The sequence below is a fragment of the Algoriphagus aquimarinus genome (genome assembly GCF_007997215.1).
Taxonomy (GTDB): Bacteria; Bacteroidota; Bacteroidia; order Cytophagales; family Cyclobacteriaceae; genus Algoriphagus; species Algoriphagus aquimarinus_A.
Genome location: NZ_VORW01000021.1, coordinates 1 through 19815, shown reverse-complemented (window position 1 = coordinate 19815; position 19815 = coordinate 1). Strand labels below are relative to the sequence as shown.

Genomic DNA, 19815 nt, shown 5'->3' with positions numbered 1-19815 from the left:
AAATTAAGGAAACATCATGGATCAAACACTAAAGTTCTCAGACTTGGGGATTTCTGCGGAAATTCTTAAGTCAGTGGAAGAGATGGGCTATACCCAACCTTCCCCAATTCAAACACAATCAATTCCTTTTATCCTACAGGGTAGAGATGTCATCGGACAAGCTCAAACCGGAACAGGTAAAACAGCAGCTTTTGCTATCCCAATCATTGATTTGGTTGATGCTGATATCAACAAGCCTCAAGCAATCATCCTTTGCCCTACTCGTGAACTTGCTGTTCAGGTAGAAGGCGAAATCCAAAAACTTGCTAGATATCACAGAGCGATTAATTCTGTAGCTATATATGGTGGAGAGTCAATCGATCGTCAGATCAGAGTTCTTCGTAAAGGCGTTCAGATCGTAGTTGGTACTCCAGGTCGTGTACAAGATCACATCAACCGAGGCACATTGAAACTTGATTCTGTTGGCATCCTAGTATTGGATGAAGCAGATGAAATGCTAGACATGGGCTTCAGAGACGATATCGAAGCAATTCTTCAGGAAATGCCTCAAGAAAGACAAACAGTATTCTTCTCTGCTACTATGGCCAAGCCTATCATGGACTTGACTAGAAAGTATCAGACGAATCCTGAGATTGTCAAAATCGACAGAAAGGAACTTACTGTTTCTAACATCGAGCAAACATTCTACGAAGTTAAGTCCCAATTGAAATTGGAATTGACAGCTCGTCTGATGAACGTTCACAACATCAACCTAAGCGTAGTATTTTGTAATACTAAGAGAATGGTAGATGAGGTAACTGAAGGCTTGATCGCTAGGGGAATCGCCGCTGATGCACTTCATGGTGATCTTTCTCAAGCTCAGAGAGACAAAGTAATGGGCAAATTCCGTAAGGGACATTGCAAAGTATTGGTTGCTACAGACGTAGCAGCAAGAGGTATTGACGTTGACAATGTAGAGGCAGTATTTAACTTTGACCTTCCATTAGACGAAGAATATTACGTACACAGAATTGGTCGTACTGGCCGTGCAGGTAAAAACGGTAAAGCAATCAGCTTCGTGACTGGTAGAAGAGATAGCTTCAAGATGAGAGATTTGGAAAGATATACCAAAGCTACTATCACGAAGATGTCCCCTCCTTCTGCTGCTGAATTGATCGAATTGAAGAAAGCTAAATTCGTAAAAGACGTAACAGAGCAAGTACAGAAAGAAGAAGACAATCAAGTTTTCGAAGCAACTATCGGTCAGATGCTTGCTGAAGGTCTTACTCTTGATCAGGTTGCAGTTGGTTTGATCAAAATTGTAATGGGTTCTTCAGTTAAAGAAATGGCTGATCAGAACTTCAGCATTGATGCATCCGGTGGAGATAGAAGAAGAGAAGGTGGACGCGATGGCGGACGTGACGGAGGAAGAGATCGTGGCAGAGGAGATCGTGGAGATCGTTTCGGTGGTCGCAATGAAAGAGGTGGAGATAGAGATAGAGGCGGAGACAGAGAAAGAGGTGGTGAGCGCAGAAAAGAATTCGGCAACCGTGAAGGTGGCTCTAGAGATGGAGGCAACAGACCTGAGCGTGTGCGTGAAGCTAATATGACTCGTCTATTCTTGAATCTTGGTAAAAAAGATAGAATCCGTCCAAATGATATCGTAGGTGCAATCGCAGGCGAAACTGGTGTACCAGGACGTAGCATTGGAGGCATCGACATTTATGACAACTTCTCTTTCGTTGATGTTCCTACTAAAGACGCTGATCAAGTAATCAACGGAATGAAGAACAACACCATCAAAGGCAAGAGCGTTAGCATGGAAGTTTCAAAAGGTTAATAGATTTAAAGGTTTATATTGTTTAAAGCACATTTCCTCGGGAAATGTGCTTTTTTTGTGTCTTAGAAAATTTGCCCATGCAACTCTTTTTTCAAGAAAACATCTCCCCTCCTCTAATCACACTTGAGCCTGATGAATCCAAGCATCTCTGCAGAGTGCTACGCAAAAAACAAGGCGATCAGGTACATGTCACAAATGGAGCAGGAACTCTATTCGAATGCGTGATCCTGGAAGCGAATCCAAAAAAGACTACCCTGAAAGTTCTCTATACAAAAGAAGTAGCGGAAGATAATTTTCACATTCATTTGGCAATTGCTCCTACCAAAAGTCCTGATCGGATGGAATGGATGGTAGAAAAAATCACAGAGATCGGCTTTCATGAACTCACACTTTTGGAAACCATGAATTCTGAAAGGAGCTATCTCAAGACTGATCGATTGGAGAAAAAGATTATTTCAGCCTGCAAGCAAAGTTTAAAATATAGAATTCCTCAACTTCATGCTTTTTCAAAGCTGGAAGAAATTCTCGAGTCTGATAAATTTGAAGAGTATCAGAAATTCATCGCTTACGTAGATGACCATCATGATCATCACTTGTTTGACAGTGCAAAGATCAATGGTAACTATCTGATTTTAGTAGGTCCAGAGGGCGATTTTGATCCAGTCGAAATTGAAAAGGCATTTGCAGCTGGCTTCAAACCTGTATCCCTTGGCAAAGCTAGACTACGTACAGAAACAGCAGGATTAGCAGTAGTTCAAATGCTACAAACACTAAATCGTTAAAATATTCGTTTTTTTCTTCAGGAGTTAAAGTACTTGTTGAAGAAACTATTGCATTTTCATTAATTTAGAGTCAAAGACAATTTTTACCGTGCCATACAAAGAGCGAGAAATAGAAAAGAAATATCATTCCATTGGAGAAGTAGCACTGATGTTCAAAGTTGCGCCTTCGTTGATTCGATATTGGGAAGGCGAGTTTGATATTATTCGTCCGAAGAAGGACCGAAAAGGTAATCGACGCTACACCAAGATTGATATTCAGAAGATCAAATACATCTACCACCTAGTGAAGGAAAAAGGATATACTCTTCAAGGTGCGCAAGATGTGATCAAAGCTGGCAAAGAACAAGGATTTGATAAAGTACAGGCGGTACAAAAGCTTCAAGAAATCAAGGACTTTTTAATTAATATCCGGGACGAATTCAATGCTAAATCAGGCTCATGAAGATTTACGATATTTTCTAGCATTATCACTAGCTCCTAAAATAGGGCCTGGAGTATTTAAAGCTATTATAGCCTACTCCGGCTCAGCAACCCATTTTTTCAAACTCCCAAAAGGCAAAGTTGCCAAAACCCCAAAAGTTGGAGAGAAGCTTTTAGCACTTCGAAATCAAGAGAATGAATTGCTTCGCAAAGCAGATGAGCTAATTAACGAATGTGAGAAAAAGCACTTCAGTATCCTCACTCCCCTTCATCCTGATTTTCCTCAGCGTTTCAAAATGCAGGAAGATAGTCCTGTGGTGATTTTTGCTCAGGGCATTACCAACTTGAATTTTGATCGTACCATAGGAATCGTAGGAACCCGAAGTGCCACGACTTATGGTAAATCCGCCACTCGAAAGATTATTGAAGATCTGGCTATTTATCAACCCGCAATTATTTCCGGTTTGGCCTACGGAATAGATATAGAAGCGCATAGGACAGCGCTAGCTTTAGGTTTACCGACTATCGCAGTACTGGGCTCTCCCATCGGTCGTATTTACCCTGCAGTTCATAAGAAAACAGCAGAGGCAATTATGGAAACTGGCGCTGTCATCAGCGAATATTCACCTGGAAGCACTATGGTCCCAGGAAATTTCCCAGCAAGAAACCGGATTATTGCAAGTCTTTCGGATGCTTTGATAGTAGTAGAAGCCGCTGAGAAAGGTGGCGCGTTAATCACTGCGGAGATTGCTTACAGCTATGACAAAGATGTCTTTGCTGTGCCTGGAAACCTGCAATCCCAATATAGCGAGGGCTGCAATTTGCTTATCAAGAAAATGAAAGCAAATATCTACACTGGTCCAAATGACGTAGCTGAAGCACTTTTGTGGAGCAAGCCAGGCGAGGTAAAATCACAAAAACCTCAGCTTGATTTAACCAACCGTGATGAAGAAGAACAGGTGATTTTGAAACTTTTGCAGGAAAAAGGTGAATTGGAAATTGACACCTTAAGTATAACATCAGAAATACCTCTAGGCTTACTTTCTTCTAAATTGCTATCCTTAGAATTTGAAGGAATTGTTAAGTCCTTACCGGGAAAAAAATATAGGCTGTTGGTTTAGCTTGTTAAGCTGATTTTAAGGATTAAAAACAAACCCAGCTAGTTTCATCGCCTCATCAAATTCTGGTTTGTTAAGCTTAAGATCAAATCCATTTTCCTCCAATGTCTGGATCATCACTTCAGTCGCCATATTACCCACCAACTCATCATCAGCCATCGGGCATCCTCCAAAACCTTTTAGCGCTCCATCGAAACGTCTACAACCAGCTTTGGCTACTGCTCTTACTTTTGCGCCAATATCCTCTGGCCTACTATGAAGATGTGCGCCAAATTCAATAGTTGGAAAAGCAGATATCTGAAGGCTTAGCAAACTTGTAATCAACTGTGTATCTGCCGCTCCGATCGTATCTGATATAGAGATTATTTTAACACCCAACTGATCCAACTTCTCCACAAATCCTGCAACCAGTTCTGGTGAATAGCGATCACCGTATGGATTCCCAAAGCCCATACTAAGATAAGTGACTAAAGTTTTACCTTTTACTTCACAAAGATTCTGAATCTCCTCTACCGTAACCAACGCTTGTTTAATACTTGCATTTGTATTTCTTTTTTGAAAAGTCTCCGAAACAGAAAGCGGAAAACCCAAGTAATCAATCTCCGGAAAATCCATCGCATCTTCTGCCCCACGGACATTGGCTACAATCGCCAATAATTTACTCTTAGCATTATGCAAATCCAGCAAGCTCAACACTTCTGCTGTATCGCGCATCTGTGGGATAGCTTTCGGACTCACAAAACTCCCAAAATCAATGGTATCAAAACCGACTTCCAACAATTGATTGATATAAGCAGCTTTGATCGCTGTATCAATAAATCCCGGAATTCCCTGCATCGCATCGCGCGGACACTCTATCAATTTTATCATGATCCAAGTTACCAAAGATCATTTACTACAAAACAATATTTCGTAGGAAGTATAATTCTTACAGATAACCGACTTCGTAATAAGTGTAGTAAAACGGCTTTTGATATCTGTTAAAATGCATAGATGCTGGAAAAATTGGGTAATAATTATCTTAAACTGGGGAAAATCAATAACACACACATTTCAATTACTCCAATCAAAAATAGTGATTAGAGCCAATAGAAGCACTTTTTGAGTATCAACCTCCCTTCAACGAGGGATTGGAAACAGTATTGCAAAGGTATGAATAGATTCAACCATCAAAACCTTAAAATTTTACAACCAAACCAATCTTGAAAATGAAAACTAAAGCAATTTTAACTATCGGAGCAGCAGTAGTAGCATTGTATTCTTGTGATACAAAAAATTACACAGAAGCAGACCGAGTTCAGGTAACAAAAAATTTAGAAAATTATGTGGACAGTGTAGAAAATGCTGTCAAAATGGTACCTGTTCATAACTGGTCGGTGATCGACGAAAGATATGACAGCCTAGATTCAAGAGCTGAGAAAGTTTACAAGGACTTAGACATTGAGGATGATAATCTTGAAATGATCGAAGAGCGCTACGAAGTTGCAGTAAAAAATGGTAAAGCAGAAGCTGAAAACTTCGAAAGAACTGCCGATATGCACATGAAAAATGTGGAAACTTGGTGGGACAAAACTACAGCTGAAATAGAAAAGGGCGCTAAAAACACAGCTGATGATATCGAAGATGCCACTCAGGAAAGTATGGATTGGCTAGAGAAAAACTTTGATAAACTAGACGATAATTCTAAAAAGAAATATGAAGAAATCACCTTGAAACTTCGTAAAGATTAAGAAATAATGTAAAAGCAAAAGCCTTCTGAAATGAATTCAGAAGGCTTTTTTTTGTCTAAAATCACGAATTCTAGAATATTTCTTTAGCAATTTTATACGTAGTATCTGCCTTACTCATGGTATAAAAATGCAAGGATGGCGCCTTCTTTTTCACCAATTCCTTACACTGCTGAATAGACCATTCTATCCCTACTTCTTTGACTTCTGCATTCGTTTTACATTTCTCCAATTCGTCCATCAGCGGATCTGGTAAGTCCAAGAAGAAAGTTCTAGGTAGCATGGTAATCTGTCCAAGGGTAGTAATTGGTTTGATTCCAGGAATGATCGGCACAGTAATGCCAGCTGCGCGAACTTGATCTACGAATTCGAAGTATTTTTGATTATCAAAAAACATCTGAGTCACGATGTATTCAGCTCCTTTATCAACTTTTTCTTTCAGATACTTCAGATCAAACTTCATCGAAGGAGCTTCAAAATGCTTCTCAGGATATCCTGCCACACCTACACAAAAATCAGTTTGAAAACCAATTTCAGTCTCCTCATGTAAATAGCGTCCTTGGTTCATTTTTGAGATTTGCTCCACCAATTCACTGGCGTAGCCATGACCCTCAGTTTCAGGGATAAATTTCCCCTCAGTCTTAGGTGCATCACCGCGAAGTGCCAACACATTTTCTACACCGATAAAGTTTAGATCTATCAGTGCATTTTCTGTCTCTTCTTTGGTAAATCCTCCACAAAGAATATGAGGGACTGCATCCACATGAAAGCGATTCATGATCGCCGCACAAATCCCTACTGTTCCTGGTCGTTTTTTGGTGCTGATTTTCTCCAGCAATCCATTTGGGTGCTTCTTATAGATATATTCTTCTCTATGATAAGTTACATCGACAAAGGGTGGCTTAAAATCCATCAAAGGCGCAATGCCTTCCAGTAATTCCTTCAAGCTTTGACCTTTCAGCGGAGGAAGTATTTCAAAGGAAAACAGCGTGTCTTTAGCGCTCCCTAAGTGTTCTGTTATTTTCATAAGGTAGGTTCTGCAAGGGTTAAATTAGGTTGATAAGCGAGGTTTGGAGAAAGTAAGCGCTCCGCATCTTTAAGTGAAACTCCTTTTCGCTCGGCATAGCTGGCTACTTGATCCTCACCTATTTTTCCAAGACCAAAATATTTACTCTCGGGGTTTCCAAAGAAATATCCGGACACTGACGAAGTCGGATACATCGCATAGCTTGAGGTCAACTCGATACCAATTTCATTCTCCATATCCAGAAGCTGTGAAATAGTAATTTTCTCTGAATGCTCTGGGCAGGCTGGATAACCAGGTGCAGGCCTGATACCAGGATATTCTTCCCGAATCAAGGAGTCATTTTCAAGATTTTCATCTTGAGAATAACCCCAATATTCTTTTCTTACTTGCTCGTGAATGTATTCAGCGGCAGCCTCTGCAAGCCTATCTGCTATAGATTTGAACATGATGTCATTGTAATCATCTCCATCCTTTTGAAACTCAGCAAGCTTGGTTTCCATACCAATACCCGAAGTCACCGCAAAGCATCCTAAATAATCTGTTTGCGAAGGATGTAGATAGTCCGCCAATGAACGATTAGGCACACCTTTACCTTTTTTACCTTGCTGACGCAAAAAGTGAAAAGATGCTAATTGCTTACCATCCACATCAAATACAGCGGCATCATCATCGGCCCGCTGAACTGGATAAAGTCCAAAAACTGCATTCGCAGAAAGCCACTTCTCAGCAATTGCCTTATCAAGCATTTCATTCGCTTCATCGTAGACTTTCTTAGCTTCCACCCCCACTACAGGATCTGAGAAAATCTTTGGAAATTTCCCGCTTAGCATCCAAGTACTGAAGAACGGAGTCCAATCAATGTATTTGCGTACAATATTCAAGTCCAGATCTTTAAGGACTGTTCTGCCAAGCTTCTTAGGAACTACAGGCACATACGAAGCCCAATCAATCTCCACTGGATTGGCTTTGGCTGCTTCATAAGTGACCAATTGCTTCAGTGATTGTTTTGCCTCATGCTCTATACGAAGCTGCTTATAAATTTCTTTGTATTTCAGTCTATATGCTTCTTTTGTTTCCTCAGAAATAGCTTCTCCCGCGATAGGAACAGACTTACTCGCATCCATTACATGGATTACTGTTCCGCTATATACTGGATCTATTTTTACTGCGGTGTGAATTCTCGAAGTAGTTGCACCACCGATGAGTAAAGGAATTTTGATTCCCTGACGCTCCATTTCTGAAGCCACGTTCACCATTTCATCCAAAGATGGAGTAATCAAACCACTCAGTCCGATAATATCCACCTTATTCTTTACAGCTTCATCTATAATCTTCTGAGCATCCACCATCACGCCCAAATCTATGATTTGGTAACTATTACAGGCCAAAACCACACCCACGATATTCTTTCCGATATCGTGCACATCGCCTTTCACCGTAGCCAAAAGGATCTTTTTCAAGGAAGAAACTTCTCCATCTTCCGGAAGAGGCATAAATGGTTCTAGATAGGCCACGGCTTTTTTCATCACACGGGCAGATTTCACCACTTGCGGAAGGAACATTTTCCCTTCACCGAAAAGATCACCTACCACATTCATCCCGTCCATCAATGGCCCTTCGATCACCTTCAGCGGATTTACAAACTCTAATCTCGCTTCTTCTGTATCTTCTACGATAAAGTCCAATATCCCCTTCACCAATGCATGCTCCATTCGCTTTGCAACAGGATCAGAACGCCATGCTTCATTGACAACTTCCTTCTTATCAGCCGACTTTACTGTTTCAGCAAAGTCAAGCATACGCTCAGTAGCATCTTCTCTACGGTCAAATAGCACATCTTCCACTCGATCCAAAAGATCCTTTGGAATATCATCATAGATCTCCAACATACTAGGATTCACAATCCCCATATCCATCCCGCTTTTGATCGCGTGGTATAAGAAAGCCGCATGCATCGCTTCTCTTACAGGATTATTCCCTCTAAAAGAAAAACTTACATTACTTACACCACCGCTAACTTTGGCACCGGGTAGATTTGCTTTGATCCATTTGGTAGCGTTAAAGAAATCCAAAGCATTCTTGCGATGCTCGTCCATTCCCGTAGCTACAGGGAAAATATTAGGGTCAAAAATGATATCCTGAGGATTAAACTTCACTTGATCCACCAGGACTCTATAACTTCTCTCACAGATTTCGATTCGTCTCTCATAGGAATCGGCTTGTCCATTCTCATCAAAAGCCATCACTACTACCGCAGCCCCGAATTTCTTCACGGTCTTGGCTTGCTGTATAAACTCTTCCTCCCCATTCTTCAGTGAGATAGAATTGACAATGCCTTTTCCTTGCACACACTTCAATCCTGCTACGATGATCTTCCATTTGGAACTATCGATCATAATAGGGATTCTGGAAATCTCTGGTTCTGAAGCAATAAGATTCAGGAATTTGACCATGGCAAACTCCCCATTAAGCATTCCTTCATCCATACAGACATCCAGCACTTGAGCTCCGCCACGTACCTGATCCAAGGCTACTTCTAGCGCTTCATCATAGTTTCCATTCAGTATCAAGCGGGCAAATTTCTTCGAACCAGTAATATTAGTTCGCTCGCCTATATTGACAAAGTTGATTTCTGGAGTAAAAACCAGTGGCTCTAAGCCTGATAGTTTCATGTAATTAGTTCTTGCCATCTTCTCAGTCCAACGTTTCTTCTAATTCTTCTTCTTGTAATTTTCTAGGCTGGAAATTCGCAGCCATATGTGCCAGGGCTGAGATATGCTCAGGCGTAGTTCCGCAGCATCCTCCCAGAATATTGAGCATTCCTTCCTTCAAAAAGTCTCTTACCTGATCAGCCATTTCATTGGCTCCCTGATCGTATTGCCCAAATTCATTTGGTAAACCTGCATTTGGATAAGCACTCACCAAGAAAGGAGCCTTTTGTGCCAGCACTTTCAAGTAAGGTCTCAATTCCTTTGCTCCCAATGCACAATTCAATCCAACAGAAAGCAGAGGGACATGAGATATTGAGATCAAAAATGCTTCTGTAGTCTGTCCAGAAAGCGTGCGACCTGAAGCATCCGTGATAGTACCTGAAATCATTATAGGGATTCCTCCTTCTTTTGGATCAAGTGGAATACCTCTTTCTTCATACACTTCCTGAATCGCAAACAAAGCCGCCTTGGCATTCAGCGTATCAAAAATAGTTTCGACCAAAATAATATCAACTCCACCATCTAACAAACCACGAACTTGCTCTGAATATGCTTCCGCAAGCTGGTCAAAAGTAACTGCACGATAGCCTGGATCATTCACATCTGGGGAAAGCGAAGCCGTTCTATTGGTAGGCCCAATTGCGCCAGCCACGAAGCGCGGCTTATCTGGGTTCTTCGCTGTGAATTCATCAGCTACTTCCCGAGCTAGCTTGGCAGATTCTATATTGATAGTATAAGCCAAATGAGAAAGCTCATAATCCGCTTGAGCTATTGTAGTGGCAGAAAAGGTGTTAGTTTCTATAATATCTGCTCCAGCCTTAAAGTATTCGGCATGAATATCCTTGATGATCTGAGGTTTGCTCAGAGAAAGGAGATCGTTGTTACCCTTGAGTGATTTAGGATGTGAGGCAAGCTCAGGTGTTCTAAAATCCTCCTCAGTAAGTGTATATCGCTGAATCATGGTACCCATGGCTCCATCGAGTATCAAAATTCTCTGAGAAAGTTGTTGAAGTAGGGATTCCGTTCTGTTTTGCATACTAATCTTTCGTTAATCTAAAAGCTTGTCGAGCAACACACGGAGAAAAGTACAAAGTACTAGTCCGCTCATCTGTTTCCGGATATCCGGAATGGGAGTTAGCACCTTATTTTCAGGTTGCTAAGACGTCATAGGGCCCTTCCCTCGGTCTTTCTCGATAAGCAACTCAAAGGTAATAGCATTTTGATAATAAAACAGCGGATTTCCTTAAAAGGACTTACTAAATATAGAATCGCATTACCAAAAGCATAAAAATCATGGCCTTATTCCTACTCCAAAACTTAAATATGGGCCTGCCATATAGCTGGACATACTATAATCTCCAAGTTTATAATTAGCCAACGGTATTTCATAACCAGCAGCTGCTGTAAGCACCAATTCAAAAAGTTGTCTCTTTGTCATAGGTATTCCATATTCAGCAAAAACCTCCGGCTTGACCATCAACCCACTATTTTTCAAATATCCGTCAAATTCACGCTGCTGAAATAATTCCGGAAAATCAGGCTTATTTTCCGTGGATAAAGTATAACGGATATTACCGTAACCCAGACCAGCGAGTGCTCCCAAACCGAAATTTCTATATTCAATCAAGTTGTAACCAAAATTGCCGTAAACTCTCAAGCTATTTAAAGAATGTTCCTTATTGGTTTCAGCATCTCCATGTAAGGCTAAGTTATAGAGTTCTGCCCCATATAATATCCGTTCCGTATTTCCCAAAATCCTCAACCCCCAATTAGTAGGAGTACCGTTCAGTGGATTAAGACCTGCAGCTTCTAATTTGGAATTGAATTCCTTAGCTGTTGAAAAGTGTATACCTCGAATCAATGAAATACCTATGCTTGCATCTTTGTAGAAGAAATTTCGATCTGGAAGAGAAATCCCAGCTCCTACTCTTATAAATGCTCCACTCTGTGCATTGTCAAAAGATATCCCTTTCATATTCCATTTTCCTTCCAATGGACTGAATGAATACCCCACTTTAGTAATGATTTGAAGTGCTTCTGCCCTATTAGGCAAGTCGAAATCATAGCTTAATTGAAAGCCTATCTCGGTCAGAAAATTACCATAATGAAACGTTCCTTTTTGGATATCCTTTTCTCTAAGAACAAAACCTTGCTCTGGCTTAGCTAAAAAGGCTTCTAAATCATCTGGCTTTTCGGATGGTAGCATTTGAAAATTGAGAAAACCAACTCCCAATGACATGTAGTGTATAAGCTGAAAACGTGACTCTTCAGTAAATGAATAGCCAACATTAAGCAAGGCTCTGGACGTTCTATAGTTCATTCTAAAGTTGTCCAATTCACTCACTCCTCCTCTATTGTGGAACACGTCCATTCCAATGACAAAATCATTGATTCTTGCCTGATACCCCAATCCGATCGTCTGATATCTATTTTGCAAACCTGTTAAGCCTCGCTCTTCAAGCATTTTGTCAAACTGGTTGAGTTTGCCTCCCGACGTACCTAGCAAGGCATAGAAAGTCGATCGTTTTGTCATTAATTGCTGAGCATGTGCTTCAGCAACTATAAAAAAAATAAAAAGCAAAACTATGGATTTATTAAAAAGAGGCATTGAAGGGTCGATTTGAAATAAGCTTGCGTGAATCCATAGCCCACAGGCAAAATTAATGCTAAACCGATTTTAACTGCGATCTTTTGGCTTCAGATATTCTGTTACTTTCTGATACAAGTCTGCTGGAGTGAATGGTTTTTCTACAAAATCATCAATTCCAGATTCTTCCATCTCTTCTTTTATTTCCTGGTACGAACTTGCTGAAAGGACTAAAATTGGGACTTGAGCTTTGTTAGAATCCTTGTTTTCACGAATCAACTTTGCGACCGCAAACCCATCCATGACTGGCATCTGTATATCTAACAACACAATATCAAATATGCCAGAATTGAACTCATCGATTGCCTCCTGGCCGTCTGATGCTATAATCAGCGTTCCAACATGCCATTTTTTTAGAAATTTCCTGATCAAAATCTGATTAACGATGTTGTCTTCTGCTACCAGAATTGAAGCATCGTGCAAGGATCTTTCTCTATTTTCTAATTGTTGAGTATGAGCCAAATTATTTTCTTCCACACTAGTAAATTTCAATATAAACTCGAAGACAGTACCAACATTTAAGGTTGATGACACCTTGATTTTTGCATCGTGAAGTTCTACTAATCTTTTTACAATAGCTAGTCCTAAACCTGTCCCTCCAAACTTACGGGTTGTATCTGTTGATGCTTGAGTAAATGCTTCGAATATTGAAATTAGCTTATCTTCTGGGATTCCAATTCCAGAGTCTTTGATTCCAAACTTAATTTCACACTCATTATTGGAGGCATTTACCAATTGCAGATAAAGTTGAATTTGCCCTTCATTCGTGAATTTGATTGCGTTGGAAAGCAAATTATTCATGATTTGACTAATCCGAACAGAATCTCCGATTAATGTATTGGGTATCTCTGCATCAATCTCAGCACTAATTTTCAAACCTTTTTCCTTCGCATGAAAGCTGTAAGAATGTGCAATCCTATTTATTAAAGCCCTTAAATCGAAGGTGACATGCTCGAGCTCTACTTTCCCCGAATCAATTTTGTTAAAGTCAAGGATATCATTGATGAGCACCATTAAGTTCTCTGCTGAAAATTTAAGGGTATTGAGAATTTCTAGTTGATCTTCTCTTGGGTTTTCCTCCACCAGTAAATGAGACAATCCAATCACTGCATTCATCGGAGTACGTATCTCATGACTCATAATCGATAAAAACTGGGATTTAACGCGTGATGCCTCTTCTGCCCTTTCCTTTGCGTGAAATAATTCCTTTTGAGTCTGTTTTAACTCCGTTATATCTCTGGCTATCCCCGTGTAATTGCGACCGCTTCCTTCTCGGTTATTGACCATTTTACCGTTCGAGCTGAACACGCGGTAATGTCCATCTATATGCTTTACCCGGAATTCTAAATATTGGTTTTCAGCCAGAAAGTCTCGATTTCCGTCAAGCCTGGATTGGAAGACGTCCAGGTCCTCAGGGTTCAAATAATTTAATACACTTTTTCCTATCACATCTTCAGCAGCATACCCTAGAAACTGCCGAACATTTGGAGATATATAAGACAAATCAAATGTCTCAGATAGCGAGAAAATAATCTCAGTGGATTCCTCTACCAGCGTTCTATACTTTTCCTCTGACTTTAAAAGATTCTCTTCTGTCTGTTGCTCTTCAGTTTTATCCCTAACTACACTTAAGGCATACTTCACTTCACCATTCTCAAGGATAGGTCTGATGATACGATGATAAAATCGATCCTTAACAGTAAACTCCGTTTCAACTATTTCTCTATCTATATAAACCTGATGAATTAGCGTTTCCAGAATGGCATAATCAGTCAAGGAGATTTCGGATATATTTTTGCCTTCAAAATCCAAACGGGACATCTCCCAATATTCGAAGTTTGTACCCTCAGCCAAAATAAAATTCCTGTCCTTATCGAGCAAAAAGATATTAATCCCTGGAATATTAGCCGCCAGTATACGATAGAGCTTATCTTTTTCTTGATTGAAAATCTCAAGATTTTTGCGATCAGTTATATCTTGGAGATATCCTTCGTGTAGGATGATATCACCCTGATCATTCAATACATCATAGGTACGATCTTCTACCCATGCATAAGTGCCATCCGCTTTCCTAAACCTGTACTCTCCAGAAACTGAAGGAATTCCAGAACTCCCTTTTGCCTGTTCAGCATGGAATCTAATATTTTTCGCGTCGTCAGGATGAAGAAAATCCACAAAGGAAATAGATTTTAGCTCCGAAGACTTATATCCATATTGACGTATATTTTCTGAGATATAGTTAATAGTATATGATTTCTCTGGATCTACCCGAAATAGCACGGCAGAGCTATTTTCTACAATCATTTGAGCTCGCTTAGCCACGCGCTCGTTTTCATACTTTTCTACTAGGCTGCGCAAAATGAAAGAATACCCAATGAGATCTCCTTGTTCAGCTTGAAACATCTGAATGGAAATTTCGAAAGGTGCAGATTCAGTTTGTTTATTCTCTAAATAGGCTACCTTTTTCCAATGTCCTCCTACTTTCAACTTCGAGGAAACCTCTTTTAGATCTCTCCCATCTTCCAGCTTTAGCTTAAACAATTCATCTATTTGACCTGAAAACCCTGAAGCTGATTCAGGACAGCACAACTGAACTGCTGCTCCATTCAGATAGATCACATTTAGATTTATATCTGTCACTAGAATAGGATCGCTTACTTGTGCCAATATTTGAGATTGCAGCTTCAGGTAATTCTCCGTTGCTCTCCTATGCGTAATATCATTGCAAAAGCCAAAGACTTCTAGGCCTTGAGTCAGCGTATCTTTTCTGGCTTCAATTTCATAATTGATATAGGTGGATTTCCCTAAGCTATTTTTAATCACAAACTCACCGGAAGCTTTGTTCAAATCCCTAATGACACCTTTTAGATTCTTAATGAAATCAGGCCTGTTTGATTTCTCTATTTTATAAAGCAAAGTTGAAAAATCCGCAGCCCCTAGGTCTCCTTCAAACTCAAAAAGATTAGATAGACCTTCGGAAATGAAAAATATCTTGAGTGAATTGTTAAATCTCCAAGAGCCTGATTTTGAGAGCAATTCAGTAGTGACCAACAAACTCTCGTTTCTCTCAATCTTTTTGGTCAGTTGGTTTCCTTCATAAGCGCTCGCCAATAGGTCACCCAATTGGCGGAAGATTTGAAGCTCATTATCCTGCTGTGAAATAGAGTCTAAAACAAGCGCAATCACACCATTCATCTGAGACTTGGAAATCATTGGTATGAGCAACACCGACGATACACCGCAAGGCTTTAGCGAAACTTCCCCCGCTTCAAGACCTTCCTTACAATTTCCAACCAGCTTGAGTAATTCTACATCCGTATAAAAGGCAGATTCATTCGGATTCAATTCTAATCCCGCCAGAGATTCGAATCGCTCGGAATCCTTATTGAAAATGAAAACCTGCGATTTGACTGTCTTAAAAAACTCTTCAAAATATTTTAACGAATCTTTAAAAAGAGTCTCAATCTTCAATGAGGAAGATTTGATCAACTGGCTTGAAATCTGATAAATCAAATTTTCTATTTCATACCTTCTTTTGAGAGAATTCTTTGTCTCTATATAATTCGTGATATCCCGAGAACTAAATAAAATCCCATTGATCTGGGGATGGTGAAGCAAGTTTTTCGCAAAACTTTCCAAATAGATTCTTTTCCCATTTCTCTGCTTTACCCAAAAATCTATGCTGACATCTTCATTTGAATTGAAAACTTCCTCGAAACTACCCACAACCAATTCCAAAACTCCAGACTGTATAAGTTCTTTATAATTTTTACCAATGATTTCCTCCACAGGAAACCCCATTTTCTCACCTACAGATAGGCTGACAAATTTATAATTCCCTTCTTCATCCAATATTGCAATCAGATCATGGCTATTAGAAAGAATACTTTGCACATATTTCAGTTCTTCTGGAAAGGATCCTTGTGCATGAAGTAGCAACTCCTTATTGTTCCAATCTTTTTGGAACTTCATATCGTGGCCTCTTACTATCAGAAACTTGGAAGTGTAGCTTGAAGGAAGATTGGCAAATGACCATTCAAAATCGTGATCACTGGCTATTTTGGTCTCAAAATCCTGTATGATTGTATTTTTGGGTATTTCACCGGATTCAAAAAAATCTTCCAATTCCTTTAATAGCTCATCATCCTTAAAAAAATCCATCCAATTATCAGAGATTGGGAGAAAATTTTCAATGAAAAACTTATTGAAAAATATAACCTCCTCTTCATCTATGATGAATAAAGGATCATTAATTTCATTGAAAACATCAGAAATATCAAATTGACTAAATTGATTCATGAGCTAAAATTTTCAAGAAATCATCAGATTCCTAAACGAAGGTTGGGTTTATACGCAAACCAAATATCACAAAAATTGGAATCAAAATATCAGAACTAAAACTTACAATTGTTTATTTATTCTAATTAGCCTAACTAGTTTTACTTTTAAAAAGAAAAGAAGCCTAACCCCACTTCAAACTTTTGGCTCGTAAATTCGTGAAGTGTGACATAATTACATATTCTAAAACTATTAACTTATCACAATGATTGTAACAACTACTAACACGCTTGATGGCTATAGCGTGGAACAATATCTAGGAATTGTTTCAGGAGAAACCATCATAGGAGCCAATTTATTTAAAGACTTTTTCGCCAGTATCACAGATATAGTCGGAGGGCGTTCTTCAGCATACGAGCAGGTACTTAGAGAGGCAAAAGCAACCGCTATGAATGAAATGGAAATGCAAGCTAGAGCTTTCGGAGCAAATGCAATAGTTGGAATTGACCTAGACTATGAAACCATTCGTGATGGAATGCTCATGGTCACTGCAAGTGGAACGGCAGTTAAGGTGATTAAGCATTAATATAGAAAAAGCCCTTTAAAAGGGCTTTTTCTATATATTGAATCGAATACTTTCTTTATATCGATGGATATTTTTTTGGATTCACCTCATTCATCATCGCATATACTTTCTCTACTACATCTTCTACACTAGGTTTGGAGAAATAATCTCCATCAGAAGAATAGGCCGGTCTATGTGGTTTTGCCGTAATCGTTTGAGGTTCTGAATCTAAGTATTTAAACACTTCTTGCCCCTCTATCACCTGCTGAAGCATAAATGCTGATCCGGCACCAGGCACATCCTCATCTGCAAAAATCACACGATTTGTCTTCTTGATAGATTCTCCTATAATCCCGTGAACATCAAACGGTAATAGAGTCTGCACATCCAGCACCTCTATTTCAATCCCAATTTCCGCAAGTTCGTTAGCTGCTTCCATTATGATTTTACACATAGAACCATAAGTCACTATGCTCAGATCGCTTCCTTCTCTTAGAATCTCAGGCTTGCCAAGTGCGACAGTATATTCACCCAAATTTGAAGGCATTTTTTCTTTCAACCTATAGCCATTCAGACATTCAATTACTATTGCCGGCTCATCAGATTTCAACAGCGCATTATACATTCCTGCTGCCTGTGTCATATCTCTAGGAACGCACACCACCATGCCTCTCAGCGTAGAAAGTATCATTCCCATAGGTGAACCAGAATGCCAAACGCCTTCCAATCTATGACCTCTGGTACGGACTATCATAGGAGCTTTTTGACCTCCTTTAGTGCGGTACTGTAGACAAGCCACGTCATCTGCAAGCATCTGAAGGCCATATAGCAGATAATCTAAATATTGAATCTCAGCCAGTGGTCGTAAACCCCTCAAGGAAGCCCCAATCCCCTGACCTATAATTGTACATTCTCTAATACCTGTATCTGAAACTCTTAGCTCTCCATACTTAGCTTGAAGCCCTGCAAAAGCCTGATTCACATCTCCAATTCTCCCAACATCTTCACCGAACGTAAAGAAACGCGGATCCTTCTCTAAGGTGTAATCAAAATAAGACTGCAAAATTTCTCTACCATCGACATATAGCGACTTGTCATTGAATTTTGCAGGCACCTCCTCCACATTCAACACGCTCCATTCTGAATGACTATATAGATGACTATTATACCTATCGAAATTCAGATCTGTCTGCTTCGCATACCAAGCTTTCAAATCGGCCTTGGCCGCAGGAGCATCCAATCTTAAAATCAACAGCGCCTTTCTCACTGCTACTATAACGTCCTTTCTTATAGGGTTGATAGTCTTGGATAGTTCTTCTGCAAGTTGATTGATTAGAACTTTGCGTGTACTATGTTGTGCAGCTGCTCTCAATAGAACTACTGCCTCATTTAACTCATTTTTGATGTCATTAGAAAACTTGGTCCAAGCAGCTTCTTTCTCTTGCTTTACCACTGCTTTTGCTTCAGCTTCTATTTTATCTAATGTATCTGCACTGGCAATCTTGTTGCTTAAGATGTATTCTCTGAATTTGGAAATACAATCCCAATCTTTCTCCCATTGAAGACGCTTTTTATCTTTATATCGCTCGTGGGAACCCGAAGTAGAATGTCCCTGCGGTTGTGTCATTTCCAGCACGTGAATCAAAACTGGCACATGGGAGGTTCTCGCCAATTCACCTGCTTCAACATATGCATTTAACAAAGCCTCATAATCCCAGCCATTAACTCGGATTATTTCAATGCCTTTTTGTGAATCTGTTCTTTCGAAACCAGCTAAGGCTTCAGAAATGCTGCCTTTGGTCGTATGAAACTCATTTGGCACAGAAATACCGTAGCCATCGTCCCATATAGAAATCACCATAGGAACCTGCATCACGCCGGCGGCATTGATGGTTTCGAAAAACATACCTTCAGAAGTAGATGCATTTCCGATAGTACCCCAAGCGACCTCATTGCCATTTACAGAAAACTTGGTCATATCCTTCAACCCTTTATTTCCTCTAAAAAGCTTTGAAGCATAAGCTAAACCAAGAAGTTTAGGCATTTGAGCAGCTGTAGGAGAAATATCTGCAGCCGAATTATATTTTTTTGTTAGATCCTTCCAGCTTCCATCCTCATGGAGAGATCGAGTGGCGAAGTGACCATTCATTAGGCGCCCAGCACTCGCTGGCTCTGCCTCGACATTGGTATATGCGTATAGTTGAGAAAAATATTGCTGCAATGTCAGCTCACCAATTACCAGCATAAATGTCTGATCACGGTAATAACCTGATCGGAAATCTCCAAGTTGGAAGGCTCTTGCCATAGCTATTTGGGCAATCTCCTTACCATCTCCAAAAATCCCAAACTTCGCCTTTCCCATAAAAACCTCTTTCCTACCAACCAACGAGGCATGCCTACTAATCATCGCGACTCGAAAGTCTTCAAGTACAGCTTCCTTAGAAAGATTCGGAGAATTCAGGTTTTTAGGTACTGATTGAACTTCTGACATAAAGGTTAATTTACTAAAGTTATCTGGGTTTTGCTTTTATGATTTTTTGAATCATTCAAAAATAGCCAAATCCCATTTCTATGCAAATTTCATTATTATTATTCACTACTGTCCGAGAAACGGTTTAAAATTTAGGGGAAGCTTCGTTTGAGAAGCTTCCCCTTTTCTGTATTTTCAGTTTACCACAACCAATAAATACAGCAGATGAAAAATACACATTTCTTCGGACA

The 19815-nt window shown here is 39.8% G+C and carries 13 protein-coding genes and 1 riboswitch; of the genes, 6 read left to right on the top strand and 7 right to left on the bottom strand.

What is annotated here, in order from left to right:
* Positions 1–16 precede the first annotated feature (16 nt).
* The 4 genes from ESV85_RS18940 (at position 17) to dprA (ending at position 4142) form a co-directional block, all read left to right on the top strand.
* Positions 17–1819 (top strand): DEAD/DEAH box helicase, encoded by a 1803-nt coding sequence (locus tag ESV85_RS18940; RefSeq protein WP_146920404.1) that lies wholly within the window; start codon positions 17–19, stop codon positions 1817–1819.
* Between the two features lie 77 nt (positions 1820–1896).
* Positions 1897–2601 (top strand): RsmE family RNA methyltransferase, encoded by a 705-nt coding sequence (locus ESV85_RS18935; protein WP_146920403.1) that lies wholly within the window; start codon positions 1897–1899, stop codon positions 2599–2601.
* Positions 2602–2689: 88 nt separating this feature from the next.
* Positions 2690–3043, top strand: a complete 354-nt coding sequence (locus ESV85_RS18930) for a MerR family transcriptional regulator (RefSeq protein ID WP_146920401.1) — start codon at positions 2690–2692, stop codon at positions 3041–3043.
* Positions 3024–4142 (top strand): DNA-processing protein DprA, encoded by a 1119-nt coding sequence (gene dprA, locus ESV85_RS18925; RefSeq protein WP_146920399.1) that lies wholly within the window; start codon positions 3024–3026, stop codon positions 4140–4142. The genes ESV85_RS18930 and dprA overlap by 20 nt, the downstream gene beginning before the upstream one ends.
* 15 nt (positions 4143–4157) lie before the next feature.
* Here the strand turns inward: dprA and ESV85_RS18920 are convergent, their stop codons facing one another.
* The gene (locus tag ESV85_RS18920) at positions 4158–5009 is read right to left on the bottom strand and encodes a hydroxymethylglutaryl-CoA lyase (protein WP_146920397.1); all 852 of its coding nucleotides are present in this window, start codon (positions 5007–5009) and stop codon (positions 4158–4160) included.
* A 338-nt stretch (positions 5010–5347) separates the two neighbouring features.
* Here ESV85_RS18920 and ESV85_RS18915 point away from each other — a divergent pair, with 338 nt between their 5' ends.
* Positions 5348–5869, top strand: a complete 522-nt coding sequence (locus ESV85_RS18915; RefSeq protein ID WP_146920396.1) for a hypothetical protein — start codon at positions 5348–5350, stop codon at positions 5867–5869.
* A 70-nt stretch (positions 5870–5939) separates the two neighbouring features.
* On the opposite strand, the gene metF is transcribed toward ESV85_RS18915, so the two are convergent.
* From metF to ESV85_RS18890, 5 genes are all read right to left on the bottom strand, one after another.
* Positions 5940–6893, bottom strand: a complete 954-nt coding sequence (metF, locus tag ESV85_RS18910; protein ID WP_146920394.1) for a methylenetetrahydrofolate reductase [NAD(P)H] — start codon at positions 6891–6893, stop codon at positions 5940–5942.
* Positions 6890–9583, bottom strand: a complete 2694-nt coding sequence (gene metH / locus ESV85_RS18905; RefSeq protein WP_146920392.1) for a methionine synthase — start codon at positions 9581–9583, stop codon at positions 6890–6892. The genes metF and metH overlap by 4 nt, the downstream gene beginning before the upstream one ends.
* A gap of 4 nt (positions 9584–9587) precedes the next feature.
* Positions 9588–10640 (bottom strand): homocysteine S-methyltransferase family protein, encoded by a 1053-nt coding sequence (locus ESV85_RS18900; RefSeq protein ID WP_146920390.1) that lies wholly within the window; start codon positions 10638–10640, stop codon positions 9588–9590.
* Between the two features lie 65 nt (positions 10641–10705).
* Positions 10706–10804: riboswitch (SAM riboswitch) on the bottom strand.
* A 91-nt stretch (positions 10805–10895) separates the two neighbouring features.
* The gene (locus ESV85_RS18895; RefSeq protein WP_223276048.1) at positions 10896–12212 is read right to left on the bottom strand and encodes a hypothetical protein; all 1317 of its coding nucleotides are present in this window, start codon (positions 12210–12212) and stop codon (positions 10896–10898) included.
* A gap of 69 nt (positions 12213–12281) precedes the next feature.
* Positions 12282–16550 (bottom strand): PAS domain S-box protein, encoded by a 4269-nt coding sequence (locus ESV85_RS18890; RefSeq protein ID WP_146920388.1) that lies wholly within the window; start codon positions 16548–16550, stop codon positions 12282–12284.
* Positions 16551–16794: 244 nt separating this feature from the next.
* On the opposite strand from ESV85_RS18890, the gene ESV85_RS18885 reads away from it, so the two are divergent.
* Positions 16795–17115 (top strand): YbjQ family protein, encoded by a 321-nt coding sequence (locus ESV85_RS18885; protein ID WP_146920387.1) that lies wholly within the window; start codon positions 16795–16797, stop codon positions 17113–17115.
* 55 nt (positions 17116–17170) lie between these two features.
* Here the strand turns inward: ESV85_RS18885 and ESV85_RS18880 are convergent, their stop codons facing one another.
* Positions 17171–19585, bottom strand: coding sequence for a thiamine pyrophosphate-dependent enzyme (locus ESV85_RS18880; protein ID WP_146920385.1), 2415 nt, complete (start codon positions 19583–19585; stop codon positions 17171–17173).
* Between the last annotated feature and the right edge of the window lie 230 nt (positions 19586–19815).